This window comes from Candidatus Polarisedimenticolia bacterium, assembly GCA_036004685.1.
GTDB lineage: Bacteria > Acidobacteriota > Polarisedimenticolia > Gp22-AA2 > AA152 > DASYRE01.
The window spans coordinates 24,615-50,969 of sequence record DASYRE010000005.1; the positions used below are offsets into that span (position 1 = coordinate 24,615).

General features: G+C 67.1%; 24 protein-coding genes, 1 tRNA gene and 1 other RNA gene. 12 read left to right on the plus strand and 14 right to left on the minus strand.

What is annotated here, in order from left to right:
* The 6 genes from pheS to VGR67_00470 form a co-directional block, all read right to left on the minus strand.
* Window positions 1-1,011, minus strand: a complete 1,011-nt coding sequence (gene pheS / locus VGR67_00445) for a phenylalanine--tRNA ligase subunit alpha (GenBank protein ID HEV8334872.1) — start codon at window positions 1,009-1,011, stop codon at window positions 1-3.
* Window positions 1,012-1,074: 63 nt separating this feature from the next.
* Window positions 1,075-1,434: a 50S ribosomal protein L20 gene (gene rplT, locus VGR67_00450; protein ID HEV8334873.1), complete on the minus strand. Its 360-nt coding sequence runs from the start codon at window positions 1,432-1,434 to the stop codon at window positions 1,075-1,077.
* Window positions 1,435-1,464: 30 nt separating this feature from the next.
* Window positions 1,465-1,662, minus strand: coding sequence for a 50S ribosomal protein L35 (gene rpmI, locus VGR67_00455; protein ID HEV8334874.1), 198 nt, complete (start codon window positions 1,660-1,662; stop codon window positions 1,465-1,467).
* A 61-nt stretch (window positions 1,663-1,723) separates the two neighbouring features.
* On the minus strand, window positions 1,724-2,248 hold the full coding sequence (gene infC / locus VGR67_00460; GenBank protein ID HEV8334875.1) for a translation initiation factor IF-3: 525 nt from the start codon (window positions 2,246-2,248) through the stop codon (window positions 1,724-1,726).
* Between the two features lie 63 nt (window positions 2,249-2,311).
* Window positions 2,312-4,246 (minus strand): threonine--tRNA ligase, encoded by a 1,935-nt coding sequence (gene thrS / locus VGR67_00465; protein ID HEV8334876.1) that lies wholly within the window; start codon window positions 4,244-4,246, stop codon window positions 2,312-2,314.
* A 90-nt stretch (window positions 4,247-4,336) separates the two neighbouring features.
* Window positions 4,337-4,411 (minus strand) — tRNA-Val (locus VGR67_00470).
* A 204-nt stretch (window positions 4,412-4,615) separates the two neighbouring features.
* Here VGR67_00470 and aroF point away from each other — a divergent pair.
* From aroF to VGR67_00490, 4 genes are all read left to right on the plus strand, one after another.
* Window positions 4,616-5,629, plus strand: a complete 1,014-nt coding sequence (gene aroF / locus VGR67_00475; protein ID HEV8334877.1) for a 3-deoxy-7-phosphoheptulonate synthase — start codon at window positions 4,616-4,618, stop codon at window positions 5,627-5,629.
* 13 nt (window positions 5,630-5,642) lie between these two features.
* Complete coding sequence (locus VGR67_00480; protein ID HEV8334878.1) at window positions 5,643-6,491, plus strand: MBL fold metallo-hydrolase; 849 nt, start codon at window positions 5,643-5,645, stop codon at window positions 6,489-6,491.
* A complete protein-coding gene (gene carA, locus VGR67_00485; protein ID HEV8334879.1) occupies window positions 6,488-7,654 on the plus strand; it encodes a glutamine-hydrolyzing carbamoyl-phosphate synthase small subunit in 1,167 nt (388 codons plus the stop codon). Before VGR67_00480 ends, carA begins: the two co-directional genes overlap by 4 nt.
* 120 nt (window positions 7,655-7,774) lie before the next feature.
* Window positions 7,775-8,518, plus strand: a complete 744-nt coding sequence (locus VGR67_00490; GenBank protein ID HEV8334880.1) for a hypothetical protein — start codon at window positions 7,775-7,777, stop codon at window positions 8,516-8,518.
* Window positions 8,519-8,546: 28 nt separating this feature from the next.
* Here the strand turns inward: VGR67_00490 and VGR67_00495 are convergent, their stop codons facing one another.
* Genes VGR67_00495 through dnaB form a run of 5 tightly spaced genes read right to left on the minus strand, consistent with a single transcriptional unit; the run spans window position 8,547 to window position 14,510 of the window.
* Window positions 8,547-9,563, minus strand: a complete 1,017-nt coding sequence (locus tag VGR67_00495; GenBank protein HEV8334881.1) for a tetratricopeptide repeat protein — start codon at window positions 9,561-9,563, stop codon at window positions 8,547-8,549.
* A complete protein-coding gene (locus VGR67_00500) occupies window positions 9,560-10,588 on the minus strand; it encodes a PIN domain-containing protein (GenBank protein HEV8334882.1) in 1,029 nt (342 codons plus the stop codon). The genes VGR67_00495 and VGR67_00500 overlap by 4 nt, the downstream gene beginning before the upstream one ends.
* A gap of 45 nt (window positions 10,589-10,633) precedes the next feature.
* Window positions 10,634-11,983 (minus strand): DNA repair protein RadA, encoded by a 1,350-nt coding sequence (gene radA / locus VGR67_00505; protein HEV8334883.1) that lies wholly within the window; start codon window positions 11,981-11,983, stop codon window positions 10,634-10,636.
* On the minus strand, window positions 11,980-13,158 hold the full coding sequence (gene alr, locus VGR67_00510; GenBank protein HEV8334884.1) for an alanine racemase: 1,179 nt from the start codon (window positions 13,156-13,158) through the stop codon (window positions 11,980-11,982). The genes radA and alr overlap by 4 nt, the downstream gene beginning before the upstream one ends.
* Complete coding sequence (gene dnaB, locus VGR67_00515; GenBank protein ID HEV8334885.1) at window positions 13,155-14,510, minus strand: replicative DNA helicase; 1,356 nt, start codon at window positions 14,508-14,510, stop codon at window positions 13,155-13,157. Before dnaB ends, alr begins: the two co-directional genes overlap by 4 nt.
* A 129-nt stretch (window positions 14,511-14,639) precedes the next feature.
* On the opposite strand from dnaB, the gene rnpB reads away from it, so the two are divergent.
* The 3 genes from rnpB (at window position 14,640) to VGR67_00530 (ending at window position 17,216) form a co-directional block, all read left to right on the plus strand.
* An RNA gene (gene rnpB, locus VGR67_00520) (RNase P RNA component class A) lies at window positions 14,640-15,057 on the plus strand.
* 51 nt (window positions 15,058-15,108) lie between these two features.
* The gene (locus VGR67_00525; protein HEV8334886.1) at window positions 15,109-16,308 is read left to right on the plus strand and encodes a M20 family metallopeptidase; all 1,200 of its coding nucleotides are present in this window, start codon (window positions 15,109-15,111) and stop codon (window positions 16,306-16,308) included.
* Entirely contained in the window at window positions 16,305-17,216 is a 912-nt protein-coding gene (locus VGR67_00530; GenBank protein HEV8334887.1) for an LD-carboxypeptidase, read from the plus strand. The genes VGR67_00525 and VGR67_00530 overlap by 4 nt, the downstream gene beginning before the upstream one ends.
* 34 nt (window positions 17,217-17,250) lie before the next feature.
* On the opposite strand, the gene VGR67_00535 is transcribed toward VGR67_00530, so the two are convergent.
* From VGR67_00535 to VGR67_00545, 3 genes are all read right to left on the minus strand, one after another.
* Window positions 17,251-17,931, minus strand: a complete 681-nt coding sequence (locus VGR67_00535; GenBank protein ID HEV8334888.1) for an ankyrin repeat domain-containing protein — start codon at window positions 17,929-17,931, stop codon at window positions 17,251-17,253.
* A 7-nt stretch (window positions 17,932-17,938) separates the two neighbouring features.
* Window positions 17,939-19,417: a GWxTD domain-containing protein gene (locus VGR67_00540; protein ID HEV8334889.1), complete on the minus strand. Its 1,479-nt coding sequence runs from the start codon at window positions 19,415-19,417 to the stop codon at window positions 17,939-17,941.
* Between the two features lie 114 nt (window positions 19,418-19,531).
* A complete protein-coding gene (locus tag VGR67_00545) occupies window positions 19,532-21,166 on the minus strand; it encodes a GWxTD domain-containing protein (GenBank protein HEV8334890.1) in 1,635 nt (544 codons plus the stop codon).
* Window positions 21,167-21,301: 135 nt separating this feature from the next.
* On the opposite strand from VGR67_00545, the gene truA reads away from it, so the two are divergent.
* The 5 genes from truA to rseP all read left to right on the plus strand — a co-directional run bounded on the left by truA (window position 21,302) and on the right by rseP (window position 26,343).
* A complete protein-coding gene (gene truA, locus VGR67_00550) occupies window positions 21,302-22,051 on the plus strand; it encodes a tRNA pseudouridine(38-40) synthase TruA (GenBank protein ID HEV8334891.1) in 750 nt (249 codons plus the stop codon).
* Window positions 22,052-22,177: 126 nt separating this feature from the next.
* Window positions 22,178-22,990: an isoprenyl transferase gene (locus tag VGR67_00555; GenBank protein HEV8334892.1), complete on the plus strand. Its 813-nt coding sequence runs from the start codon at window positions 22,178-22,180 to the stop codon at window positions 22,988-22,990.
* 21 nt (window positions 22,991-23,011) lie between these two features.
* A complete protein-coding gene (locus VGR67_00560; protein ID HEV8334893.1) occupies window positions 23,012-23,809 on the plus strand; it encodes a phosphatidate cytidylyltransferase in 798 nt (265 codons plus the stop codon).
* 18 nt (window positions 23,810-23,827) lie between these two features.
* Window positions 23,828-25,000: a 1-deoxy-D-xylulose-5-phosphate reductoisomerase gene (locus tag VGR67_00565; GenBank protein ID HEV8334894.1), complete on the plus strand. Its 1,173-nt coding sequence runs from the start codon at window positions 23,828-23,830 to the stop codon at window positions 24,998-25,000.
* Window positions 24,997-26,343 carry an RIP metalloprotease RseP gene (gene rseP, locus VGR67_00570; protein ID HEV8334895.1) on the plus strand — a complete coding sequence of 449 codons (1,347 nt, stop codon included), beginning with the start codon at window positions 24,997-24,999 and terminating at the stop codon, window positions 26,341-26,343. The genes VGR67_00565 and rseP overlap by 4 nt, the downstream gene beginning before the upstream one ends.
* Window positions 26,344-26,355 lie beyond the last annotated feature (12 nt).

Consider the following 26,355-nt stretch of genomic DNA (forward strand, 5'->3'; position numbering starts at 1 on the left):
TCACCCCGGGAACTGCGCGAGGAAGCGCAGGTCGTTTTCGAACAGCAGCCGGATGTCGTCGATGTTGAACTTGAGCATGGCGATGCGGTCGACTCCCAGGCCGAAAGCGAATCCCGAGACCTGTTCCGGATCGTACCCCACCGTCCGCAGCACGTTGGGATGGACCATTCCCGCGCCCCCCATCTCCAGCCATCCCGTCTGCTTGCACGTCGGGCAGCCCCGTCCCGCGCACGGCGAGCAGGTGATGTCGAACTCGGCCCCCGGCTCCACGAACGGGAAGTAGCTGGGCCGGAATCGGACGTTGGTCTCCGGGCGGAATATCCGCCGGGCGAACGTGAGGACCGTCCCCTTGAGATCGGCGAAAGTGATCCCTTCGGCGACCGCCAGGCCCTCGACCTGGTGGAACATGGGGGAGTGGCTGACGTCGGAATCGCGGCGGTAGACTTTTCCCAGGGCGATGATCTTCACCGGCGGCCGGCGCGCCTGCATCGTCCGGATCTGGACCGGAGAGGTGTGCGTGCGCAGGAGGAGATCGCCTTCCAGATAGAAGGTGTCCTGCGTGTCCCGGGCGGGATGATCGGGAGGGAAGTTCAGCGCCACGAAGTTGTAGAAATCGGTCTCCACCTCGGGGCCCTCGGCCAGGCAGTAACCCATCTCCAGGAAGATATCCTCGATCTCGCGCCGCACCTGGGTGACGGGGTGGAGCGCCCCGAGCCTCGGCGTCCTCCCCGGAAGCGAAACGTCGAGGCGATCCCGCCGCACCGGCGCGCCGAGCGATTTCTCGGCTTCCTCCAGGCGCGCTTCGATGTGGGTTTTCAGCGCGTTCAGGGAGCTTCCGAGGGCGGGACGCTCGCCCGGAGCGGCGTCCTTCAAGGAGCGGAGGAGCAGAGAGAGCTCTCCCCCTTTCCGGCTGAGGTAGGCGGTCCGGATTCTTTCGATGGCCTCCGCTTCGGTCGCGGCGGAGATCTCCGAGTCGAAGCGCTCCCGGAGAGACTGAAGGCGATCCTTCATGGCCGGCCTCGGGTTCTCATCTCGCTTCCCGGAGCGCTCCGCGCGCGGCGGGGGACAGCGAGGCTAACGGGCCAGGGCTTTCTTCGCCACGCTCGCGACCTCGGCGAAGCCCTGGGGATCGGCCACGGCCAGCTCGGCCAGAATCTTGCGGTCCAGCCCCACGTTGGCCTTCTTCAGGCCGGCCATCAGGTGGCTGTAGGAAATCTCCTGGGTCCGGGCGGCGGCGTTGATGCGGGTGATCCAGAGCTTGCGGAAATCCCGCTTCTTCCGCTTCCGGTCCTTGTAGGCCGAGAGGAGCGATTTCTCGACGGCCAGCTTCGCGATGCGATGCAGGCGTCCCTTGGCTCCATAAAAGCCCTTCGCGAGCTTGAGTATCTTCTTGCGCTTCTGGCGTCGCTTGGTACCGCGCTTTACCCTGGGCATCGGGTCGTCTCCTTGGATCGAGTCCGGGAACTATCCGTAGGGAAGCATCCGGCGGATGCGCCGGATATCGGCGGGGCTCACGACGACCTCTTGATCGAGGTGGCGCTTCCGCTTCCGGGGTTTCTTGGTCAGGATGTGCCGCTTGAACGCCTGGGACCTCTTGGCCTTGCCTCCGGCCGTCATCCGGAAGCGCTTCGCGGCGCCTCGGTGCGTTTTCTGCTTCGGCATCGTTTCGTCTCCGCCACCGGGCTCTCCCCGGCTCATGAAGTTCCGCCGCCGGATGGGCCGGTCAGCGCTTCGGGGCCATCATCATGTAAAGGAACGGACCCTCCAGCCGGGGGCCGCTCTCCACGATGGCCACGTCCTCCAGCTCGGCCCGGATCCGATCGAGGATTCGCTGCCCGATTTCCCGATGCTGGTTCTCTCTTCCGCGGAACATCACCGAGACCTTCACCTTGTTCTCCTTGGTGATGAACCGGGAGATGTTGTTTTTCTTGAACTGATAGTCGTGCTCGTCGGTCTTGGGGCGGAACTTCACCTCCTTGACCACGATCACCTTCTGTTTCTTGCGCGACTCCTGGGCCTTCTTGTTCAGCTGGTAGCGGTACTTGCCGAAGTCCATGATGCGGCAAACGGGAGGATTGGCTTCCGGGGCGACCTCCACGAGGTCGAGTCCCTCCTCCTCGGCGGTTTTCAGGGCGACCTCAGGGGTCATGATCCCCAGCTGGGCTCCCGTGGATCCGATGACCCGAATCTCCCGGGCCCGTATTCTCTCGTTCACCCGCGTCTTCTTGTGGATGGACTCACTATCCATTGAAACCCCGATGATGGGACCGGCCCTCCCGGTCCCGAAGTCTGGGCGAGCGCCGGCTCCTCCTCAAGGAGCCAGGGCCCGGGTCGTGGAAAGTTCCAGCATCTCTCCGAGGACTGAGTCGATCGCCCGCGCTCCCTGGTCGCCCCGGGAGCGGATTCGGACGGAGACGTTGCCGGCGGCCGCTTCCTTGTCGCCGATGATGAGCATGTAAGGCACTTTCTGCATTTCCGCGTCGCGAATTTTCGCGCCGATCTTCTCGTTTCGTGGATCCGATTCGGCGCGGATCCCGGCGTCCCGAAGGCGGTCGCGAATCGCGCGGGCCGCGTCGAGGACGCGATCGGTGATCGGCAGCACCACCGCTTGGACCGGGGCCAGCCAGAACGGGAACGCGCCGGCGTAGTGCTCGACGAGGGAGCCGAAGAAGCGCTCCAGCGATCCCAGGACGGCTCGGTGGATCATCACCACGGGGACTTCCTTCGACTCGGAATTCAGGTAATGGATGTCCAGCCGGCCGGGAAGATTGAAGTCGAACTGCACCGTCGGCCCCTGCCAGGCGCGCCCCAGCGCGTCGAGCATCCGGATGTCGATCTTCGGCCCGTAGAAGACCGCTTCGCCGAGCATCCGCCGGTAGGCGAGCCCGCGCTGCTCGAGCGCCCAGACGAGCGCCTTCTCCGCCATGTCCCACCCCGCGGAATCTCCGGCGTATTTTTCCGGCTGGGCGGGATCCCGCAGCGACAGGTCCACTTCGAACTCCCCGTAGCCGAACGTCCGCAGCATGTAGAGGCAGAGATCCAGGGCGCCGAGGACCTCCTGCGGGGCCTGCTCGGGGGTGCAGAAGATGTGGGCGTCGTCCTGGGTGAAGCCGCGGACCCTCATCATCCCGTGGAGAACCCCCGAGCGCTCGTAGCGGTAGACCGTTCCGAGCTCCGCGAGGCGGATCGGCAGATCGCGGTACGAGTGCAGCCGCGACTTGTAGATGAGGGAATGTCCCGGGCAGTTCATCGGCTTCAGGACGTATCCCTCCTCCTCGATCGGGAAGGTGTACATGTTCTCCCGGTAGAACGACAGGTGGCCCGAGCGGTTCCAGAGCTCGTCGCGCGCAATGTGGGGGGTGGTGACCAGCTCGTAACCCCTTCGGCGGTGCTCGACCTTCCAAAAGTCCTCGATAACCTGGCGAACCTGCGTCCCCTTCGGGTGCCAGAAGATGAGCCCGGGGCCCGCGACCTCCTCCACGCTGAAGAGGTCCAGGGCGGGGCCGAGCTTCCGGTGGTCCCGTTTCTTGGCCTCCTCCAGGCGCCGGAGATGCTCCTGGAGATCGGCATCGCGAAAGAACGCGGTGCCGTAGATCCGCTGGAGCATCTGGTTCTCTTCGCTCCCTTTCCAATAGGCCCCGGCGATCGACAGGAGCTTGAACGCCTTGATGCGCCCCGTCGAAGGGAGGTGCGGTCCCCGGCAGAAGTCCAGCCACTCTCCCTGCTGGTAGCAGGACACCGGATCGCCCCCCTTTTCCCGAATCAACTCGACCTTCAGGCTTTCCCCTTTGCTCTGGAAATACCGGATCGCCTCTTCCTTGGGAATCTCCCGGCGATGGATCGGAAGGTCCCTCTGGACGATCTCCTTCATCTTCGACTCGATGCGCTGGAGGTCTTCGGGGGTGAAGGGCCTCTCTTTCTCGAAGTCGTAGTAGAAGCCCCCGTCGATGACCGGCCCGATGCCGACGCGGGCGTCGGGGAAAATCTCCTGCACCGCCTGGGCCAGAAGGTGGGCGGTGCTGTGCCGATAGACCTCGAGCGTCTCCGGCTGGGACGGAGTGAGGATCACCAGGGCGCTGTCCTGGGTGAGGGGCGCGTCGAGATCGACGACCCGATCGTTCACCTTCGCCGCGAGGGCTTCGCGGGCGAGCCGGCTTCCGATCGAGCGCGCGACCTCGAGGACGGGTGTTCCCCGTGGCACGGTCCTCTCGGTTCCGTCAGGCAGCGAGACGCGGATCTCTTCCATCGGACGCTGGGATCTCTTTGCCGACGCCCCGGCCGAGCGGTCCGGACGATCGGCGATTCTCCACGATGAATTCTGGAGCTGGTTTGCGAATGGTAGGCGCGAGCGGATTTGAACCGCTGACCCCTTCCGTGTCAGGGAAGTGCTCTCCCCCTGAGCTACGCGCCTCCAGATCGTCTCTCCACCCGGCGGGCGCCGAGAGAGGCGCCTTGATTGGAGCACCGATAAGTGCTCAGTGTAAACGGGTTGCGAGAGGCCTGTCAACCCTTTCCGTCGGCGGCCTTTCCAGGCCGCCCCCAGCCGCCGTTGCGGCCCCTTGAGCCGTCGGGTATTATAACGGCCCCTGAACCTTCAACCTGGGGTGAGCGCCGAATGCTGATCGTCATGGACAAGGCGGTGACGGACCTCGAGATCGAGGCCGTCGTCAAGAAGATCGAGCGTCTTGGCTACAAGGCCAATCCTATCCCCGGAGCCCAGCGGATCGCCATCGGTATAACTGGAAACCAGAACCCCCTCGATCCCGAAGAGTTCGAATCGATGCCCGGCGTCAAGGAGGCGATCCGCGTCACCAAGCCCTACAAGCTCGTCAGCCGCGAAATGAAGAAGGAGGACAGCGTCGTCTCGGTCCGGGGCCGGGACGTGGGAGGGGCCCGCCTGGCGGTCATCGCCGGACCCTGCGCCGTGGAGACGGAGGATCAGGCGATCGAGATCGGCGAGATCGTCGCCCGGGCCGGCGCCAATTTCTATCGCGGCGGGGCCTACAAGCCGCGGACTTCCCCCTATTCCTTCCAGGGATTGGGCGAAAAGGGCCTGAAGATCCTGGCCAAGGTGCGGGAGGCCACCGGACTGCCCATCGTGACCGAGGCGATGGACACGGAATCGGTCTCCCTGGTCGAGGAGTACGCCGACGTCATCCAGATCGGGGCCCGGAACATGCAGAACTTCTCCCTGCTGAAGCGCGTGGGTAAGTCGCGCCTTCCGGTCTTCCTCAAGCGCGGAATCTCCGCCACGATGGACGAGCTGCTGATGTCGGCCGAGTACGTCGCGGCGGAAGGCAACTACCGCGTCATGCTCTGTGAAAGAGGGGTTCGAACCTTCGCCGACCACGCGCGCAACACGCTGGATCTCTCCGTCGTCCCGGCGGTGAAGCACCTGAGCCACCTCCCGATCCTGGTGGATCCCAGCCACGGCACCGGCCGGCGCGACCGGGTGGCGCCGCTGGCGCGGGCCGCGATCGCCGCGGGGGCCGACGGCATCATGGTGGAGGTCCACAACCACCCCGACAAAGCCCTCTCCGACGGGCCGCAGGCCCTCTATCCCGAGCAATTCGCCGTCCTGGTGGGCGAAATCCGGGCCCTGGCCCCGCTGGTCGCGCGGACCTTCTGACTCGAGAGAAATCTTGATACCGCTGGGGCACCTCCACGTCGATCTCGTCCGCATGGGACGCTTCCGGCTCGACGGGGGGGCGATGTTTGGCGTGGTTCCCCGCGTCCTCTGGGAGCGCGTCAGCCCCCCGGACGAGAAGAACCGGATCGAGCTGGCCATGAACGGCCTGCTGATCCGGGATGGCAAGCGGACGGTTCTCGTGGAGACGGGGATGGGGGACCGCTGGTCTCCGAAGGAGAGGGAGATCTACGCGCTGCGGAACGATCCCGGCCTGGCCGCCGCCTTGGAGAAGCTGCAGGCGCGCGCCGAGTCGGTCGACGCGGTGATCCTCACCCACCTGCATTTCGATCACGCCGGGGGCGCCACCTGCCTGGAGGCCTCGGGGGAGGCGGCGCCGGCCTTTCCGAACGCCACCTATTTCCTCCAGAAGTCGGAATGGAGCTTCGCCCGGGATCTGAACGAAAGGACGCGCGCCAGTTATCGCAAGGACGATTTCGAGCCGCTCGAGCGCGCCGGCCGGTTGCAGCTCGTGGAAGGGGAAATGGAGATATTTCCGGGAGTCAGCGTGGTGCCGCTTCCCGGACATACCCCCGGGCTGCAGGGCGTCCTGATCCGAGGAGGGGGCCGGTCCCTTCTCTATCCCTCGGACATGGTCCCCACCGCCGCGCACCTTCCTTATCCTTACATCATGGGATTCGACGTGTTGCCGCTGACGACGCTGGCGACTCGCAAGGCGATCCTGCCCCGCGCCGCGGCCGAGGGGTGGATCCTCGTTCTGGGGCACGAGGTGGACAACCCCGTGGGCACCCTGATCGAAGAGAAGGGCAGGATGCGCCTGGAACCGGCGGAGGCGGAGCCGTGAGGGAGGGCGTGCTCGTCCTCGAGGACGGCCGGGCCTTTCCCGGCAAGTCGTTCGGCGCCTCCGCCGAGCGGACCGGAGAGGTGGTCTTCAACACCTCGATGACCGGCTACCAGGAGATCCTCACCGATCCTTCGTATCGGGGGCAGATCGTCGTCCTCACCGTGGCCGAGGTGGGGAATTACGGGGTGAACGAGGAGGATCCCCAGTCGGCCGCGATCCAGGCGGAAGGGTTGATTATCCGGAGCCTCACGGCCACCCCGAGCAACTGGCGCGCCCAGAAGGGGCTCGTCGATTACCTCCTGGAAAGCTCGGTCCCGGCCCTGACGGAAGTCGACACGCGCGCCTTGACGCGCCACATTCGATCGCTGGGCGCCATGAAGGGAATCCTCTCCGAGAGGGGCGAAAGCGTCGAGAGCCTCGCCCGGAAAGCCCAGGCCTCGCCCGGCCTCGAGGAGATCGATCTCGTCGGCCGGGTCACCTGTCCCCGCCCCTACCGCTTTTCCACGTTGCCGCCCGACGGGACCGGAACCAGGATCCCGATCCTCGCCTACGATCTGGGCATGAAGCAGAACATCCTGCGCCGGCTGGAGGCGTCCGGATTCGACGTCACGGTCGTTCCCGCCGGCACGGGCGCGGAAGAAGCGCTCGCCTCCGGCGCGCGGGGGATCTTCCTTTCGAACGGACCCGGCGACCCCGCCAGCGCCACCCGGGTCGTCGAAGCGGCGCGGGGGCTGGTGGGCAGGCTTCCGGTCTTCGGCATCTGCCTGGGGCATCAGATCCTCGGCCTGGCGCTCGGCGCGAAGACCTTCAAGCTGAAATTCGGCCATCGCGGAGGAAACCAGCCCGTGAAGGATCTGGCGACCGGAAAGGTCCTCATCACGGCACAAAATCATGGCTACGCCGTCGATCCCGACGGTCTGCCCGCCGGCGCCGAGGTGACGCAGATTAACCTGAACGACGGGACGGTCGAGGGATTTCGCCATCGGGAGATGCCCATCGTCTCGGTCCAGTATCACCCGGAGGCGAGCCCCGGGCCCCAGGACTCCTTCCCGCTCTTCGATACCTTTCGCGCGCTGGTCCTCGCCTTCGAGAAGGAAATCGCCGCGGGCCGGCGTGCGCCAGCTGCCCGGCGATCACAATCTCGCACCCACGGGGAAATTTGACCCCGCCACCTCGCACGAAAATCCGCTCGGATTCCGCGGCACTTGGAATTGCGCGCACGGCGACCCTATATTTCATCGGTGCCGGGGGCGGGCGTCCGGCCGGCAGGGAGGTCGCCATCGATGGGCAAGGAAGACGTCTACATCATTAATGCGGAAGACATTCTGGAGAGCTACTCTCAGGCCGCGGGAACCCGACAGGGTCCGCGGCTGATCGGTGAGGAGGGGGACCGAACCGCCGCGCGGACGCGCCGCGCCCGGGGCAACGCCCGGGCGGTCGTGGCTTCGACCCTTTCCCTCTTCCTGTGCGGGGCCGGGCAAGCCTACAACGGCCAGCCCAAGCTGGGGTTTTTCCTCTTCTTGACGGAGGTCCTGGCGGTGGTCGGCCATTGGTCGGTGATCAAGCTGTGGCCGATGCTCAGGGATGTCGGCTACATCTTCGCCGTGACGGAGTGGGAGATCTTCGTCTTCCTGGCCATCAGCGACTTCCTGATGGTCTTCTTCCTCCTGTACAACGTCGCGCAGGCCTACCACCAAGCGGAGCTGGACGGGAACGCCTTCGAGGGACTGCGCCGGCCGATCCTCGCGGGGATCGCCTCCCTCCTGCTGCCGGGCTGGGGCCAGCTCCTCAACGCCCAGCTCGGAAAGGCCCTCTTCTTCCTCTTTTGCCTGCTGACCGAGGTCTACGTCGTCACGCTTCTGCTGCTCCTCCCGTCGTTCCGATTCCTTGCCGAACTGGATTTGGGAAGGCTCCTTGCCGGGCGGGAAACGAGGATCGCCATGGGGATCGTCTGCTTCGCCGCGCTCATCTGGGCGATGAGCGCCTACGACGCCTACCTCGTGGCGCGCTATCGCAGAGCGCGGTAACTCTTCGCGGTCCTCGCGAAGGAGGCTGTCAGCGCCGGGGGGCGGGGCTTCCCTCGATTTGCCGCCGCACCACGTCGATATCCGGGTTCTCGGGATCCAGGGCGGCGGCCCGGTCGAGCTCCTTCCGCGCCGACTCCAAATCGCCTTGGGCGCGGGCGATCCGTGCCATCAGGACCCGGGCCTCCGCCGTCTCCTTCGACGCCAGGGCTTTCGCCGCCTCCGCTTCCGCCTCGGAGAGCCGGCCGGCGTCCAGCGACAGACTTCCCAGCAAGGCGTGGTATTCACCGGCGTAGGGGGCCGGCTCACCCGAGCTCTTCTTCAGGACGCCCTCCGCTTCGCGGAGCTTGCCCTGCTTGGCCAGGAGCCGGCCGAGCTGGAAGGAGGCTTTCGGGTAGCCCGGAGATTGCTCGAGAGCCTTCCGGAGGAGCGACGGCTGCCGCCCCGAGCCGGAGTCGATCAAGGCGCGAATGTAGTTTTCGTACGCCACCAGCGGGAAATCGCGTCGCGCGCCGGCGTCGTCGGCGGCGGCGGCCAGGTTGTTGCCGGAGATGCCGTCGCTGCGGAACAGCGAATGCGCCAGCGACCGGAGGAGCCTCAGGAGATCCTTGAGGCTCCCGCGCTCCTCCCTCCAGGAGGCGGCACGGTTGGAATCGAGGTTGATGACGCGCGCCGAGACGACGATTTGTCCCTGATCGAGGTTGAACCGTCCCACCACGAGCCGATCGGCGCGCGGGCCGTCCGGATCCGCGGCGAAATGGCGGCCGAGCTTGATCGAGGTGGCGAGCGTCAAGGGGGCCCCGGCCGGGACGGACAGCTCCTCCATGGCGAGAATGCGATCCTCGCGCGCCACGACGGTCTGCCCCGCGAAGAGGTAATAGTCTCCCAGCGACACCGCCATCGCCTCCCGAAGCCAGTCCCGCGACGGATCGGGCGCCCGATCCTCGAACGGCAGAATCAGGTAGGCGTGGTGTCGTGCCTCCGCGGCGGCCGGAAGCGCGACGCCGAGAAGCAGGAGCAGCGCGGCGCCGGCGCGGCGCCCGATCATCCGTTTCTCCGGAGCCGGTCCACTTCCTCAGGCTGGGCGCCCGGCGGCGTCTCGAAGCGTCCGAAGAACATCTTCCCGGCGGTCGTCTGCAGAACGCTGGTCACGACGATGTCCACCGTCTTGCCGATGAGCCGCTTGGCGTTGTCCACGACCACCATCGTCCCGTCGTCCAGGTAGCCGACTCCCTGGTTGGGCTCCTTGCCTTCCTTGATGATGAAGACCTTCATCGCCTCCCCCGGGAGCACGACGGGCTTGAGGGAGTTCGCCAGCTCGTTCACGTTGAGGACTTCCACCCCGCGCAGCTGCGCGACCTTGTTCAGATTGAAGTCGTTGGTGAGGATCTTCGCGTGCGTCTGCTTGGCCAGCTCGATGAGCTTCAGATCCACCTCCTTCACGTCGGGGAAGTCGGCGGCGGTGATCACCACCTTCACGTGGACCCCTTTCTGGATCCTCTGGAGGATGTCCAGTCCCTTGCGGCCGCGGTTCCTCTTCAGGGGATCGGGAGAGTCGGCGATGTACTGCAGCTCGTTGAGGACGAACTGGGGCACCACGAGCCCGCCGTCCAGGAATCCCGTCTCGCACACGTCGGCGATCCGGCCGTCGATGATCACGCTGGTGTCGAGGATCTTGTCCGGAGGGGCCGCTCCCCGGGAGCCGCCACCCCGCAGCGACTCCAAAGTGAAGTGCTCCGCTTTCCGGGCCCCCAGGGCGGCCCCGAGAAAGAGGGCCACGAGAAGATTCCCCGCCCGCAGGAATTCCGCGGGGATCCCGAAGAGGCCGGAGGAGGGGATCACGCGCCACAGGAAGGCCCCGGCGCCCGCTCCGCAGGCCAGCCCCAGCATCGCGCCGGCGAGGATGCGGACTTCGACTCTGCGGGCCAGGAATTCCAGCGCCAGCCCCGTACCGGCGAGGGCCGCCGCCAGCACCGGGCCGCGCAGGCCGGCGGAATCGCCGGAAGGAGGGAAAATCTGGAAGGACAGAACCGCGGCGAAGAGAATGAACAGGACTCGGAGGATCCAGGTCATCGCATTCTTGCTCCCGTCGGGAAAGAATCGAAATAACCGGCGGGATTATAGCAACGATTCGACCGCCTCCGCGAGGGAGCCGACTCCCGTCAGCTCGATCCCCTTCTCGAAAGCCAGATCCCGGAGGTTCGGCTGGGGAAGCAGGCAGCGGCGAAAGCCGAGCCGGGCGGCCTCGCGAATCCGCTCGGACGCCCGTCCCACGGCGCGCACCTCCCCAACGAGCCCGATCTCGCCGAAGACCACGGTGTCGGCGCGGGCGGGGCGGTTCAGCAGCGACGAGGCCAGGGCGCAGGCGATGGGGAGATCGGCGGCCGGCTCGCTCAGGCGCACCCCCCCGGCCACGTTGAGAAAGACATCTTGACCGGAGAACGCCAGGCCGGCCCTCTTCTCCAGCACCGCCAGAAGCAGGGCCGCGCGGCCGGCGTCGAATCCGGTGGCGGCCCGGCGGGGCGAAGGGGAGAGCGCGCTGGCCGCGAGCGCCTGGGTTTCCACGAGCACCGGCACCGTCCCTTCCATCGAGCAGAACACCACCGAGCCCGGCGCGCCGCTGCGCCGCTGCGCCAGGAAGAGCGACGACGGGTTCGCGACCGGCGACAGGCCCCGGTCGGTCATCTCGAAGACTCCCATTTCGCCGGACGGTCCGAACCGGTTCTTCACGGTCCGCAGGATCCGATGGGAGAAGGAGGCGTCGCCCTCGAAGTAGATCACCGTGTCGACGAGATGCTCCAGGGTCTTCGGGCCCGCAAGGTTGCCGTCCTTGGTGACGTGCCCAATCAGGAAGAGCGGCACGCCGCGCTCCTTCGCGAAAAGCAGGAGCCGCGAGGCCGATTCGCGGACCTGGGCGACGCTTCCGGCCGGTGACGGAAGCGTCGCGGCGGAGACGGTCTGGATCGAATCGACGATCAAGGCGCCGGGGAGGATCTCCTCCGCCGCCTCGAGGATGCGCTCCAGGGAGTTCTCGGGAAGGAGCAGGACCTGCTCGGCGGCGAGACCGAGTCGCCCGGCGCGCAGAGCGATCTGGGCGCCCGATTCCTCGCCGGTCGCGTAAAGCACCGGCGTTCCGGCGCGCGCCAGCGCCGCCGCGGCCTGCAGGAGCAGGGTCGACTTCCCGATCCCCGGGTCTCCCCCCACCAGGATCCCCATGCCCGGGACCATCCCGCCTCCCAGCACCCGATCGAGAGGAGCGATCCCCGACACGCGGCGGGCGCCCGGCTCGGATCCGGCCCAGCCTGCCAACGGCCGCGCGGCCGGGCCGGGCCCGGAGCGGCGCGCCGGGGAGGCTTCTCGGAGGGCCCCCTCCTGCAGGCTGTTCCATTCCTGGCAGGCGGGACAACGGCCCAGCCACTTGGGGCTTTCGTTGCCGCAGGATCGACACAAGAAGAGGGAGGCCTTCACGGCCGGCCTCTGGCGAACCGGCTGCGGACCTCTTCCAGCCGCCCGCCGCGGAAGTAGAGTCTCGGCACCCTCCAGCCGATGCCGCACAGGATTTCCCAAGACACGGTGCCGGCCTCGGCGGCCACTTGGTCGGCCCCCTGAAGCTCGCCGCCCTGGCTCCCGATCAGGACCGCCTCGTCCCCCAGCGCCGCTTCGGGGATATCGGTGACGTCCAGCGTGGTGAGGTCCATGCTGATCCGGCCGGCGATTGGAACGCGCCTGCCGCGAACCAGGAAGTGCCCCCGGTTCGAGAGAGAGCGGATGACTCCGTCGTCGTAACCGGCGGCGACCGTGGCGATCCGGCTTTTCCTTCGGGCCACGAACGTCGCCCCGTACCCGACCGCTTCCCCCTCGGGGACTTCCTTGACCAGGACGATCCGGCTCGTCAGCCGGAGGACCGGAGCCAGGGGAATCGCCCGGTTGCGCGGAGAGGGACGGTAGCCGTAAAGCAGCAGCCCGGGACGCACCAGCGTGAGGCCTTCCGGCAGGCGATCCAGCACGGCGGCCGAATTGGCGAGGTGCAGCAGAGGCGGGGCGTAGCCGCGCGATCGGATCAGCCCCACCACCTCGTCGAAGCGCTCTCTCTGCACCCGCGTGAGGGGGTGATCGGGGTCATCGGCGCAGGCGAGGTGGGAGAAGACTCCCTCCAGCGCCAGAGCCGGGGAACGCGCGAGGATCTCCAGCAAGGCTCCGGCAAGCGTCCAGGGAACTCCGAGGCGGCCCATGCCGGTGTCGACCTTCAGATGAAAGGGGGCGGGCCGGCCCGCCCGGGAGGCGGCGGCCTGGAGCGCGGCGATCTGATCCTCCCGGAACAGAGCCGGCGTGACCCGTTCGCGGACCACCGCCTCCATCTGGGCGGGCTCGAGCGGGCCCATCACCAGGATCGGAACCTCGATCCCGGCCCGCCGGAGCTCCTGCGCCTCCTCCAGCAGGGCGACCGCGAGCCGGTCGATTCCCGCCGCGGCGAGCGCGCGCGCCACGGGAACGGCGCCGTGGCCGTAGGCATCCGCCTTCACGACGCCCATCACCGGCAGGCCGCCGGCGCGCGATCGGATGGCGGCCAGATTCGCCTCCAGGGCGTCGAGCGACACTTCCGCCCGGGTCGGCCGCTGCTCCGGAAAGTCGGCGGCGCTCACTCCGGCTGCCAGCCGGGTTCGTCGACCCTCGTCTCGAACTTGGTGTACTGCTTGATGAAGGCCAGGGGAACGAGGCCGATCGGGCCGTTCCGCTGCTTGGCGATGATCAGGTCCGCCTTGCCGCGGTTGTCCTCGGTGGGCTTGTAGACTTCCTCGCGATAGATGAAGAGCACCACGTCGGCGTCCTGCTCGATGGCCCCCGATTCCCGGAGATCCGAAAGCTGCGGGCGGCGGTCCCCGCCGCGCGTCTCCGGCGCCCGGGAGAGCTGCGAGATCGCGATGATCGGTATCTGGAGCTCCTTGGCCAGCTCCTTCAAGGAGCGGGAGATCTCCGAGATCTCCTGCGTGCGGTTCTCCACCCGCCCGCGCCCCCGGATCAGCTGAAGGTAGTCGATGATGAGCATGTCGAGCCCGTGCTCGCTCTTGAGCCGCCTCGCCTTGGCGCGCATCTCCAGCACGCCGATCCCGGCGGTGTCGTCGATGAAGATCGGAGCCGCGGCGAGCCGGGCGAAGGCCTCCGTCAGCTTCTTCCAGTCGTCCTTGGACAGGCGCCCCGTGCGCAGGAGGTGCGCGTCGATCCGGCCGAGGGAGCACAGCATTCGCAGGAAAAGCTGCTCCCGGGACATTTCCAGGGAGAAGAGGCCGATCCGGCGCGCCTCCTTCAGCGCCGCGTTCTGGGCGACGTTCAGGCAGAACGTGGTCTTGCCCATCGCGGGCCGCGCGGCCACGACGATCAGATCCGATTTCTGCAGTCCGGCGGTGTACTCGTCCAGCTTCTCGTAGCCGGTCGCGAGGCCGGTGATCAGGGAGCGGCTTTCGGTGAGCTCCTCGATGACCTTCAGCGACGCTTCGGCGATCGTCCGGATGGGAAGGAATCCGACCGAGAGGGTGTCCTGGGCGATCCGGAAGATCGAGGACTCGGCGCGATCCAGGATTTGCTCCACCTCGTCCTCGGCCCGGTAGCATTCGGTGAGAATTCCCGAGGCCGAGCCGATGAGCCCCCGCAGGATCGCTTTTTCCTTGACGATCCGGGCGTAGTACTCGATGTGCCGGGAGGTCGGGACGCCGTCGGCGAGGGCCGCGATGTAGGCGGGGCCGCCCACCTGCTCGAGCACTCCCGTCCTGGCAAGCTCCTCCTTCAGCGTGATTTCGTCGATTGCGGTGGCGCGCTCCGAGAGCGCCTCCATCACCTTGTAGATCTTGCGGTGGGTGTCCTGGTAGAAATCGCTGTCCTTGAGGATTTCCTGGGCCCGGTTGATCGCCTGGTTCTCGAGCAGGATCGATCCGAGGACCGAGCGCTCGGCGTCGACGCTGTGGGGAAGGTTTTTTTCGAGGGTGATATCGGTCGCCATCGCGGCCCGGGAGCGGCGCGCTGGCGCGCCGCCGAAGAATCAGGATCGGCTCTCCGCAGGAGACGGACTATAACACGGATCGAGAATCGTTGACCCGCTGATTCCCCTATGCTAACTTTCGTCACGGCCGGAGCAGAAAGGACGGTCGCCGCCCTTGCAAAAGGGGGGAGGAAAGTCCGGACTCCGCAGGGCATTGCGCTGGGTAACACCCAGTCCCGGTGACGGGAAGGAAAGTGCCACAGAAAAGATACCGCCGGAGCCGCGTAACGGGCGGCCCTCTCGTGAGAGGCGCCCGGCTTCGGTAAGGGTGAAAAGGTGCGGTAAGAGCGCACCAGTGCTCCGGGTGACTGGAGCAGCTTGGTAAACCCCGCAAGGAGCAAGGCCAAATAGGGAAGCATTCGGGGTGGCCCGCCTCCGCTTCCGGGTAGGCTGCAGGGCTCCGGGGAGACCCGGGGTCCCCGGCGGGAGTAATCCCTCCGGTAGAGGAATGACCGTCGCCCGGCCCTCGGGGCCGGGGACAGAATCCGGCTTATTTTCTGCTCCGGCCGTTTCTTTCGCGCCCTTCCGACACGCGCCCCGCGCGGCGCGCCGGTGCCCATTGGAAACATCCCACGCAGCCAAGCTGAAGGAAGAGATCGTTCGACTCGCCGCGACGCTCTCCGACGATCTGTTCTCGTTCAGCCGGGCCCTTTACGACGATCCGGAGCTGAGCCTTGAGGAGCACCGCGCCGCCGCCCGCCTGGCCGAGCTCTTAAGCGGCGGCGGCTACCAGGTCGAGCGCGGCGTCGCCGGCCTCCCCACCTCCTTCGTCGCCGCGGGCGGCGGCCTCTTGCCGGGTCCGCGGATCGGCATTCTCGCCGAATACGACGCCCTGCCCGGAGTCGGGCACGGCTGTGGACACAACCTGATCGCCGCCTCGGCCCTGGGCGCCGGCCTGATCCTGGGCCGCCTCCGCGAGCGCCTTCCCGGGGAAGTCCGGATCATCGGAACGCCGGCCGAGGAGACCGTCGGCGGCAAGGCGCTGATGGTCCGGGAAGGAGTCTTCCGCGATCTCGACGCCGCCATGATGATCCATCCGGGGACCGAGTTCCGCGTCCACACGACGTCGCTCGCCTGCCAGTCGATTCAAATCGTGTTCGAAGGCAAGGCGTCCCACGCCGTGGCGGCGCCCGATCGCGGCGTGAACGCCCTGGATCCTCTGGTCCAGCTCTACGTGGGAATCGACGCGATGCGCAAAGGGCTCACGCCGGAGGTGCGGATTCCCGGGGTCATCGTGGAGGGCGGCAAGCGCGCCAACATCGTCCCCGATCGGGCGGTCGGTCGCTTCAGCGTTCGCGCCCGCAACCGGACGGCGGTCGGGGCGGTCCTGGATCGGATCGTCCGGATGGCGAACTCCTTGTCGGCGGCCGGCGGGGCGCGGGTCGTCGTGACCCGGATCGATGAAGCCTACGACGAGATGCTCACGAACCGCGTGATGGCGGATCTCTTCAAGGAAAATCTGCGCTCCCTCGGGGTGGAGACGAACGATGCGCCGCGCGAGCGCATGGGATCGCTGGACATGGGGAACGTGAGCCAGGTCGTGCCTTCCCTGCACGCCTACGTGGCCATCGTCCCGGACACGGGCGCCCTGCACACGCGGGAATTCGCGGAGGCCACCGTCTCCGAGAGCGGCCGCCGGGGACTTCTCCTGGCCGCGCAGGCCCTCGCCATGACGGCGGTCGATCTCGTCACGCAGGCCGAAGCGGTTCCCGCGGCGCGCCGGGAGTTCCTCGCGGCCACCGGCCAGGGGGGCGAGTGAAGCCGGTCCTGCCGCCGCCCCTCCCTCCCGGAGGACGGATCGGAGTGGTTGCCCCCGCGGGCCCGATCCGCGCCGACGCGCTGGAGGAAGGGCTGGCCTATCTTCGCGGCCGAGGCTTCGAGGTGGTGGAAGGAAAGCACCTTCGCTGCCGCCATGGCTATCTCGCCGGAACGGACGCCCAGCGCACCGCCGATCTCAACCGGGCCATGGCCGATCCGCGGTTGGACGCGGTGGTGTTCGCGCGCGGCGGTTACGGATGCGGGCGGATTCTGGCGGACCTCGATTTCGCTCCCTTGAGGTCCAGGCCGAAGCTCTTCCTCGGCTATTCCGATCTCACGGCGTTCTACGCTGCCTTGAGACGCGCGACTGGCCTCGCCGGCTTCTACGGTCCGATGGTCCTGAACTTCAACGGCGCCGGAAAGGAGTTCCGGGAATCGTCGCTCTGGTCGGTGCTGAGCCGGAGCGCGGGGTGGAATCAATTCCGCCTGCCGCGCCGCGGGATCCTGCGGGAAGGGCGTTCCGAGGGGATGCTGATCGGAGGGTGTCTGTCGATCCTGGTTTCCCTGTTGGGGACGCCGTTCGATCTCGACACGCGCGGCGCCATCCTGTTCTGGGAGGAGGTCGACGAAGAGCCCTACCGGATCGATCGGATGCTGAACCACCTGCGGTTGGCGGGGAAGCTCGAGAACCTCCGGGGGATGGTCGTCGGCAGGCTGGAGCGCTGCAACCCGAAAGGGAAGACCCCCGGGCTGCCGCTGGCGGAGATCGTGACCGATCATCTGCGCGGGACGCGCTTCCCGGTCGTGCTCGATTTTCCCGCCGGTCACGCCCCCGGCAAGCTCACTCTGCCGCTGGGGCTCCCCGCCCGTCTGGACACCGGCGCCCGGTTGCTCGAAATCCTCACTTGAGAAGCGCGGGGGCCCGCCCGGTCCTTGGGACAGGCTACTCGACCCCGCCACGGCGACGGAGGAGCTCCGAGGCGGCGTCGTGCCCGTTGTCGCGCGCCAGGGTGAGGGCGGTGCGCCCGTCGTCGGTCCGGGAGTTGACCTCGGCCCCCTGGTCGAGCAGAAGCTCCACCATCTTCAAGTTGGCCTGCGCCGCGGCCTGGTGCAGCGGCGTGTATCCCTTTTCCTGCTTGCGATTCGGATCGGCGCCGCGCGCCAGGAGAAGGCGGACGATCTCCAGGGAGATGGCCGGCTGACGGTGGGCGGCCGCGGAGTGGATCGGTCGCAACCGGCTGCCGTTCCTCGACTCGGCGTCGACCTCCGCGCCGCAGTCCAGAAGCAGGCGCGCGACTCCCGGATGCCCGAAGAACGCCGCCAAGTGAAGGGGGGTAAAGCCGTCGGAGGAATAGGCGTTCACCAGGCCCGGCTCGGAGCGCGCGAGCGAAGTCACCTCGCCGAGCGAGCCCAGGGCCGCGGCCTCGAAGACGTCGAGGATCTTGCGCCCGCCGCACAAAAGCTGCGCCAGGTCGTTCCGCCCCAGGTAGACCGCCAGAAGGACCATCGAGACCCCGGCTGGATCCCGCGTCGAGGAGAGGCTCGGATCGGAGCGCAGGAGCGCGGTGACTCGATCCGTGTCCCCGGCTTTGAGAGCGGCGATCATCTCCTCGGAAGTCGTCATGGCCCGCCTAAGGGATCACCCGGAAGGGAATCTCCTGGGTGACGCTTTTCTGCGCGACCTCGTCGGTGACCTTGATGGCCAGCTTGTAATCGCCGTCCACCCAGCCCTTCTGGGTAGCGGTGGGCTTGATGAGCTGGAAGGAGAAGGCGGCGATCTGACTCGTCCGGTTCTTCTCGATCTGGGGCGCGGTGACGGGATGGTAGTCCCCCTTCTGTTTCAGAAGGAAGTCGTATTGGATGGTCAGGTTGGGCTGCCCCGTCGCAGGATCCGTCGCCGCGTTGTAGATTTGATAGTACCAGGCCATGTCGGTTCCCTGCTTGAAGACGCCGTCCAGGGACGGCACGACGCGGAAGGAGCCGAGGTAGAACGGAGCCTTCTTTCCGTCCGTCACGGCCGGCGGGGTCAGGGGTCCTTCCAGCTTCCGGACCAGGGCGACGGTGCTCAGCGCCAAGCCGCCCCCCTCGTATTTCGGAATCTCGATCGATTGTTTCACGACGCCCGCTTTGCCGGTTTCCGGGCTGCGAACTCCCGCGAGCAGGATGTAGCGGCCGGGGTGCAATCCGGCGCCTCCCTGGAACAGCAGGACGGAGCTCGAGGGATCGGCGTTTTCCGTCTCGGCCGGCAGGAAACTGTCGGGCGCCGCGAGGGTGACCGCGCGGACGTCCCCGGATTCCGCGGCGAACCGGGCGAAGCCGAGGAGAGGGGAGCCGGCGTCGGCGCGCGCCACGGCGAGCGTGACGACGGCGAACGAATCTCCCTTCGTGGCCTGGTATACGTCGGTTCGGACCTGGAGGGGGATCGCGGTGGGCAGCAGGTCGCTTCCGGCCAGCGAATCGAGCAGCTTGCTCTCTTCGGTGGCTGCGGCTTCCGGGGGAGGCGCCGACTCGAGCGCGGGGAGGGCCTGGGCGACGGCCGGCGCCGGCGCGAAGATCTCCTTGGCTTTCGGACCGAGCCCGCGAAGGAATTCATTGGAGTTGAAGATCGCCTCGACGTCCTTCTTCCCGAGAAGGAGGATGTTTCCCGCCTCGACCGCGTGGAAGAGGATCTTGAAGGAGGCGGGCGTCACGTGGGGGACGTTCTCGTAGACCCACTCCATGTTCTTGCCGGTGTTCACCTTGGCCGGCATTCCGAGAAGGAGGAAGACCTGTCCGCGGTCGCTGATGGCTCCCGTCTCGGTCGTCTGGATGAAGCGCTTGTTTGCCTCGTCCACCCGCTTCGCGAAGAACTCGAGGTATTCATTGGCCGGCGTGCCGGGGGTCGGGTCCCGGCGTTCCCAGAACTCCTTCACGAACCGCTTGAAGTCTTCGTCGGTTTTTAGCCCCTTGAGCTGCTTTTCCTCTTCGGCGGTCAGGAGGCAGCGCACCGGGCCGTGGGACCATTTCTTCCCGGGTTGATTCCAGTCCGCCGGCTGGATCTCGGCGGCGAAGGAAAGCGTCGCCGCGAGCAAACCGGTCAGAATCGATCCGAACCCTAGACGCTTGACCATGCCGTCCCTCCTCACTGTCCCTGCGCTCCGACCCAGGAATACGGGACGCTCCGCGCGACGGGACGCGACATTATAGGCGTGGCCCGGGCCGGTTGCCAGCCGCCGCTCTTCCCCTCATTGGACGACGAAGGGGACACCGCACGACTCCACCTGGCCGGTGACCCGATCGGAGACGGTCACGGTCAGCAGATACTCTCCCCGATCCCACCCTTGAAGCGGAAAGATGAAGGCATGCGTCGGGGCGGAATTGTCCCTGAGAACGACCGGTTTCCCCTGAGCCACGAAGCGCCCCTGTCTTCTGCGGGAGATGTCGTAGGAGAGATCCAGATGAAGCCGTCCCCCCGGCGCCGCCGGGACGGCATGATAGACCTGGAAATAGAAGCCGAAGTCGCCGCCCACAGGGAAGAAAGGCTCCAGCTTCGGCAGCATCCGCAGCTTCCCGAGAACGAAGCCGCGTCCGCCGGCCGCGGCGGCGGATAAGTCCGGAACCTCTTCGGCAAGAACGGGGCCGGTCAGCCGCAGGAGATCTCCGCTGAAGTCGGGCACGGTGACCCGCTCTCCGACCGCACCGATCCGCGGGCCGACGCGGACCCCGAGGTTCACCTGGTACTCCCCGGCCGGCAGAACCCCCCGGACTTCGTAGAGACGGTGAAAGCGTCCGCCGACGTCCTGCCGCGGCGCCTCCTCCGGCGCGGCATGGGTCGAGGAGAACTGGTAGACCTGGGTCCGGTCGCCCACTTTTTCCAGGCGGCCGAAGATTTCGGCGGCGGCCGACGGGCTCTTGTCCATTTCCTCGGCGGGGATGGCCAGGGTGATGAGGGCGGTCGTGGCGCTTCCGCTTTGGAAGAAATCGAACCGGCTCCTCAAGGGCACGACGCCGAAGAACTGGGTGGTCGTGACCCCCGTCGCCGGTCCAATCGCCTCGTCCCTCTCGAAAAGAGAGGCCCGGCCGAAGCCGAAGAGATCCTCGGCGGCGCCCAGGCCGCCTTCGAATCGATCCGGTCGCGACAGGGGACTGTCCGGCAGATCGTTCCACGGGAGCCCCTCGCCGCCCGCGATGTCCTCTCCGGGGATTCTCTGCCTGCCCGCCTCGGAGCTTCCGAAGCCGGGTTGCTGGCCGGCGCGCAGCGCCATGAGCCCCGCGCCTCCCTCGAGCCGGAAGCCGCCGGGAATTTTTCCGGAAAGCCGGAACTCGCCGGTTTGGTCGCGCAGGAACCTGACGATCCCGTCGCTGTTGCCGCGCGATCCCTTGAGGCTCCGGTAGGTCCAATCCACGGCGCCGCGCTGGCCGGGCCGCAAATCCCCGGTGTCGCGCCGCCGTTGGTTGAAGAACCGGGAGGTCTCCAGCTCGTCGGCCGAGGGGACCGGATAATTGGTGATTTCGTCCGGCGGGCCGAGGACGATGTAGACTCGCCCCCGATCGGTGCGCCACCCGGAAAGGGTCGTTTCGCCGAAGAGCTCGTCCGCCGCGCAGACGCGCTCCCAGAACGACTCTTCCTCCTCGTTGCGGGGCGTGAACGGCGTGGAATCGCGGGCCGCCCAGAAACGGGCGATGAAGGCGGAGCGCTCGGAGACGGAGCCGAAGAATCGGTATTCGCGCGTCTCCTCCTCGGTGAGGGCGTAACGCACCGGACCGGTCCACCAATCGGGGGTCGGTTTGTTCCAGGCCCTCCGCTCCGCCTCCGGCGTCGTGGTGGCGCGGGCCAGACCAAGCCCCGAAGACCACAGCGTCAGCGCGACAAGGACCATTCGCACGGGGAGCTTCGCGTCCGCCAAGGAACCTTGACCCTGTTGGGGTCCCCTCCTACAATGCAATACGCCAAGCCTGATAAGGCCATACTAGAAGTCCTTCTTCTCCCCGTCAATCCTGAGGAAACGCGCCGCGTGAGGACCCTGAAGCTCCGCGTGCAATACCTTGGAACCGCTTATCGAGGCTGGCAGATTCAACCCGATCAGCCCACCGTCCAGGGGTGTCTCGAGACGGCGCTGTCCAGACTGTTCGGGGAGGGGGTGCGGGTTGCGGGGGCGGGACGGACCGACGCCGGCGTCCACGCCCGCGGGCAGGTCGCCAGCTTCCGGATCGTCTCGAGGATTCCCTGCCTGGGAATCCTGCGGGGCGCGAACCATTTTCTTCCCGGGGACATCCGAATCGTCTCGGTGGAGGAGGCTCCCGAAGGATTCCACGCGCGGCATCACGCCGTCCGGAAGGACTACGCCTACCGCTTCTCACAGGCGCCCGTCCTCTCGCCCTTCCTGTCGGCGACCGTCGAGTCGATCCGCGGGAAGCTCGATCTCTCGCGCATGGAGAGCGCAGCGGCGCATTTCCTCGGCCGGCACGACTTCACGGCATTCTGCGGCTCGGAAGGCCGGCGCCGGAACGCCGTCCGCACCGTCGTCGAGGCGCGTTTCGCCTGCGAGCCGGACGAGGTTGCGGTCTTCCGCATCTCGGCGGACGGCTTCCTGCAGTATCTGGTGCGCACGATCGTGGGGACACTGATCGAGGTGGGGCGAGGCCGCATCGCCGCCGAGGCCATCCCTGAAATCCTGGACGCCCGGGATCGAACCCGGGCCGGTCCTACCGCCGCGGCGAAAGGACTGACGCTTGAAAAGGTCCATTTCCCCGCTGGAATGTGAGCGCGGGAGCAGGCGTAAGCTCAACGCGAAGCGGCATTTCGGCGCCTCGGCGTGGTTTGCGGCTCTTCGAGCCGCTGTGGTAGCATGCGAACACTCCCGCATCGGGCGGCTGGGACGATCGCGATCATGATCGACATGGAAGGCTACATTCAGAAGGGATCGGAGGAGGAGCGTCTCCTGCGGGCGATCGATCCCGCGCGCCTGCCGCGCCACGTCGCGATCATCATGGACGGCAACGGGCGCTGGGCCAAGTCGCGAAGCCTGCCGAGGGTCGCCGGCCATCGCGCCGGAATCACCGCGGTCCGCGAGGTCGTGGAGACCGCGGCCCGTCTCGGCCTTCAGGTGCTGACGCTGTACGCCTTTTCGGTGGAGAATTGGAAGCGGCCCCGCCGCGAGATCGACACGCTCATGGAGCTGTTGAAGGAGTTTCTCGCCCGGGAGCTGAACACCTTGAACCGGAACAACATTCGATTCGAGGTGATCGGGCGTTTCCACGAGCTCGGCGAAAGCGTCAAGAAGGAGCTGCGCAAAGGGATCGAGGCCACCCGGGAGAACACCGGGCTGCTCTTCAATATCGCCCTTTCCTACGGAGGCCGGACCGAAATTGTCGACGCCTGCCGGCGGGCGATGGAGGAGAAGGCCAGCGGCGAGGCCTCGTGGACCGAGCTCACGGAGGAAGTGCTGTCGCGCTACCTTTACACGGCCGGGCAGCCCGATCCCGACCTGCTCATCCGCACGAGCGGCGAGCTTCGGGTGAGCAATTTCCTGCTCTGGCAAATCGCCTACGCCGAGATCTGGGTGACGGAGACGCTCTGGCCCGACTTCCGCCGCCGCCAGCTGCTTCAGGCCATCGTCGATTTCCAGAAGCGCGAGCGGCGCTACGGCCGGGTGGTGGAGGAATCGGCTCCGCGCCACGCCCCGGCCAAGATCGGAGCCTGACGCCTTGTCCGCCACCCGGACATGAAACGCGTTCTCTCGGCGGTCGTATTCCTCCCTCTTTTCATCGTCCTGGTCCGCCTTCCGCCCCGTTTCTTCGGGATTCTGATCGCCGCGGCCTGCGTGCTGGGGATCCTGGAGCTCTACCGTCTCGCGGAGCTTCGCGGATTCCACTGCAACCGACCGGCGGGCGCCCTGCTGGCGCTGGCGATCCTCTACTCCTTCTTCGGCGGCTTCCGGCTCCCGCTGGCCGTGCCGCTGTTCGCCGGCCTCGCCGTGGTGCCGATTCTGTCGCTTCTCGGCCGCCGTCCCCTGGGGGAAAGCCTCGGCTCGGATGCGGTGACGGTCTTCTCCGCCCTCTTCCTGTCGACGCTTCTCGGTTACCAGCTCCTCCTGCGAAACCTTGGAGAGGAAGTGGGGCGGGACCTGGTTTTCTTTCTCTATCTGGTGGTGTGGGGCGGGGACGCCGCCGCCTATTACGTCGGCTCGCTGCTCGGCCGGCATCCTCTCTCGCCCCGCGTCAGCCCGCGGAAGACGGTGGAGGGAGCGCTGGCCGGCGCCGCCGGCAGCGTCGTCGCGGCGCTCTCGGCGCGCGCCTGGTTCTTCCAGCCGCTGAGGGCCGCGGACGCCGCGCTGGCCGGTCTTCTCCTGGCCGCCGTCGGCATCCTGGGCGATCTGGTGGAGTCGATGTGGAAGCGCGGCTCGGGCCTCAAGGACAGCGCCTCGCTGGTCCCCGGCCACGGCGGCATGCTGGATCGATGCGACAGCCTTCTCTTCGGCGGGCCGATCCTTTACTATTACTTTCTCTTCTGGCTGCGCTGAGGGAGTCTCGAAGGAATCATGTCGTCCCGGACGCGGATCGCCATTCTCGGATCGACCGGCTCGGTGGGAGTCCAGGCGCTGGACCTGATCTCGCGATTCCCGGACCGCTTCGAAGTGGTGGCCCTGGCGGCGCGGCGGAACGCGGCGCTCCTGGCCGGCCAGGTCGAGCGGTTCCATCCGAGGCTCGCGGTCCTATCCGACGCGAAGAGCTCTCCGGAATGGGTCTCCCGGTGCGCCTCCCTCGGAGTGGAGGCGGCCACGGGGGAAGAAGGCCTCCGGCAGGTCGCCGCGCATCCCGAGGCTGATCGCGTCGTCTGCGCGATCGTCGGCGGGGCGGGCCTCCGGCCCACCTTGGGCGCGATTCAAGCCGGCAAGACCGTCGCCCTGGCGAACAAGGAGACGCTGGTGATGGCCGGAAGCCTGATGCTGCAGGAAGCGCGGCGCAGCGGCGCGCGCCTCCTGCCGGTCGACAGCGAGCACTGCGCCCTGCATCAGTGCCTGAGGGGAGAGAGGACGGACGAAGTCCGCCGGCTCATCCTGACCGCCTCGGGAGGCCCGTTCCGGCTCTCCACGCTGAGCGAGATGGAGGAGGCGGGGCCCGAGCAGGCTCTCCGCCATCCCACCTGGGAGATGGGGCCGAAAATCAGCGTCGACTCCGCCACTCTCATGAACAAGGGCCTCGAGGTGATCGAGGCGCATTGGCTGTTCGGGATCGAGCCGGAGAGGATCGAGGTCCTGCTCCACCCGCAGAGCCTGGTCCATTCGATGGTCGAGATGCAGGACGGCTCGGTCATCTGCCAGATGGGGACTCCCGACATGCGCCTGCCGATCCTCTATGCGCTGACCTATCCCGATCGCTGGGTCTCGCCGCTGCCGGCGCTGGATCTCGCCGCCGCGCCGGCCCTGGAGTTCTCCGCCCCCGATCCCGTCCGGTTTCCCTGCCTGTCGCTGGCCTACCGGGCGCTCGCCGCTGGGGGGACCGCTACCACGGCGCTGAACGCCGCCAACGAGATCGCCGTCGCGGCGTTCCTGGCGCGTCGCGCCCGGCTCCTGGACATCCCGCGGGTGATCGAGAAGGTCCTGGAGAAACACGCGCCGCAACCGGCCGATTCGCTTTCCCCCATCCTCGAAGCCGACCGGGAGTCTCGCCGGCTGGCGGAGGAGATCCTCATGAAAGGCGCCGCCGCATGAGCCATTTCCTGAGCTTCCAGAGCCTGGGCGCCTTCGCCATCGTCCTGGGGATCCTGATCCTCATCCACGAGCTGGGGCACTTCACCGTGGCCAAGCTTCTCGGGATCGACGTGGAGGTGTTCTCCGTCGGCTTCGGCCCGCGGCTGTTCGGCGTGCGCCGCAAGGGGACCGACTACCGGCTCTCGCTGCTGCCGCTCGGGGGGTACGTGAAGATGCGGGGAGAAAACCCCGACGAGTCGCTCGCCGGCGACTCGGGTGAATTCCTGTCCCGCCCGAAGGTTCAGCGCTTGGCGGTCCTCATCATGGGGGCCACGACGAACATCCTGGCGGCGATCGTCCTGATGACGATCGTCTACCGGGCGGGGATTCCGGAGCCCGCCTATCTGACCCAGCCCGCGGTCGTGGGGATCGTCGCCCCCGACTCCCCGGCGTCCAAGGCCGGGATCGAGCCGCGCGATCGGATCGTGAAGCTGGGCACGAAGGCGATCCGGAACTGGGGGGATCTGCTCATGGCGGTGACCCTGAGCCCGGGGCAGGCCACGACGGTGACGGTGGACCGGGCCGGAAAGCCGCTGAACCGGCAGATCGTCCTCGAATCGATCACGGCGTACGAGATCGGGTACGCCGGCATCTTCCCGGTGATGACCGCCCAGATCAAGCAGATCGACGCCGGCTCACCCGCCGCGACGGCGGGGCTGCAGGCCGGGGACCGGATCCTGGCGGTGAACGGCCAGGAGATCAGCCATTTCGAGATGGCGTCGCAGGTCTTGCGGAAGTCGATCGGCGTCCCGGTGCGCCTCACCGTCCAGCGCGGCGGTCGGACCAGCGAGATGACGGTCGTCCCGGCGGGGGACAGCGGCCAGGGCCGCATCGGAATCACCTGGGATCCCTCGACCGACGAGAAGATTCGCCAGTACCCGCTGCCCGGCGCCCTGGCCGCGAGCGTCTCGTGGAACTGGAAGAACGTGGATCTCGTCTTCACGACGCTGCGCAAGCTCTTCACCCGGCAGCTTTCGCTGCGGACCATGTCGGGCCCGATCGACATCTACAAGATCTCGGGGCAGACCTTCCGGGAGGGCTGGAAGCCCTTCCTTCAGTTCATGGCTCTGATCAGCCTTCAGCTGGGCGTGATCAATCTGCTTCCCTTTCCCGTCCTCGACGGCGGTCACATCTTCATCCTCTTCATCGAGGGGCTGATGCGTCGCGATTTGAGCCTCAAGATCAAGGAGCGGCTGATGCAGGTGGGGTTCTACCTCCTTCTCCTGCTGATGGGGACCATCGTCTACCTGGACATCGCCAAGAACTCCAACAATTTCGAGCGGCTCAAGAACTTCTTCCAATGACCGGCGGCCCGG

Coding starts and splice junctions, on each gene's coding strand:
- pheS (HEV8334872.1), bottom strand. CDS start 1,011: ATGAAGGATCGCCTTCAGTCTCTCCGGGAGCGCTTCGACTCGGAGATC.
- rplT (HEV8334873.1), bottom strand. CDS start 1,434: ATGCCCAGGGTAAAGCGCGGTACCAAGCGACGCCAGAAGCGCAAGAAG.
- rpmI (HEV8334874.1), bottom strand. CDS start 1,662: ATGCCGAAGCAGAAAACGCACCGAGGCGCCGCGAAGCGCTTCCGGATG.
- infC (HEV8334875.1), bottom strand. CDS start 2,248: ATGGATAGTGAGTCCATCCACAAGAAGACGCGGGTGAACGAGAGAATA.
- thrS (HEV8334876.1), bottom strand. CDS start 4,246: ATGGAAGAGATCCGCGTCTCGCTGCCTGACGGAACCGAGAGGACCGTG.
- aroF (HEV8334877.1), top strand. CDS start 4,616: ATGCTGATCGTCATGGACAAGGCGGTGACGGACCTCGAGATCGAGGCC.
- VGR67_00490 (HEV8334880.1), top strand. CDS start 7,775: ATGGGCAAGGAAGACGTCTACATCATTAATGCGGAAGACATTCTGGAG.
- VGR67_00495 (HEV8334881.1), bottom strand. CDS start 9,563: ATGATCGGGCGCCGCGCCGGCGCCGCGCTGCTCCTGCTTCTCGGCGTC.
- VGR67_00500 (HEV8334882.1), bottom strand. CDS start 10,588: ATGACCTGGATCCTCCGAGTCCTGTTCATTCTCTTCGCCGCGGTTCTG.
- dnaB (HEV8334885.1), bottom strand. CDS start 14,510: ATGGCGACCGATATCACCCTCGAAAAAAACCTTCCCCACAGCGTCGAC.
- VGR67_00535 (HEV8334888.1), bottom strand. CDS start 17,931: ATGACGACTTCCGAGGAGATGATCGCCGCTCTCAAAGCCGGGGACACG.
- VGR67_00540 (HEV8334889.1), bottom strand. CDS start 19,417: ATGGTCAAGCGTCTAGGGTTCGGATCGATTCTGACCGGTTTGCTCGCG.
- VGR67_00545 (HEV8334890.1), bottom strand. CDS start 21,166: ATGGTCCTTGTCGCGCTGACGCTGTGGTCTTCGGGGCTTGGTCTGGCC.
- VGR67_00555 (HEV8334892.1), top strand. CDS start 22,178: ATGATCGACATGGAAGGCTACATTCAGAAGGGATCGGAGGAGGAGCGT.
- VGR67_00560 (HEV8334893.1), top strand. CDS start 23,012: ATGAAACGCGTTCTCTCGGCGGTCGTATTCCTCCCTCTTTTCATCGTC.
- VGR67_00565 (HEV8334894.1), top strand. CDS start 23,828: ATGTCGTCCCGGACGCGGATCGCCATTCTCGGATCGACCGGCTCGGTG.
- rseP (HEV8334895.1), top strand. CDS start 24,997: ATGAGCCATTTCCTGAGCTTCCAGAGCCTGGGCGCCTTCGCCATCGTC.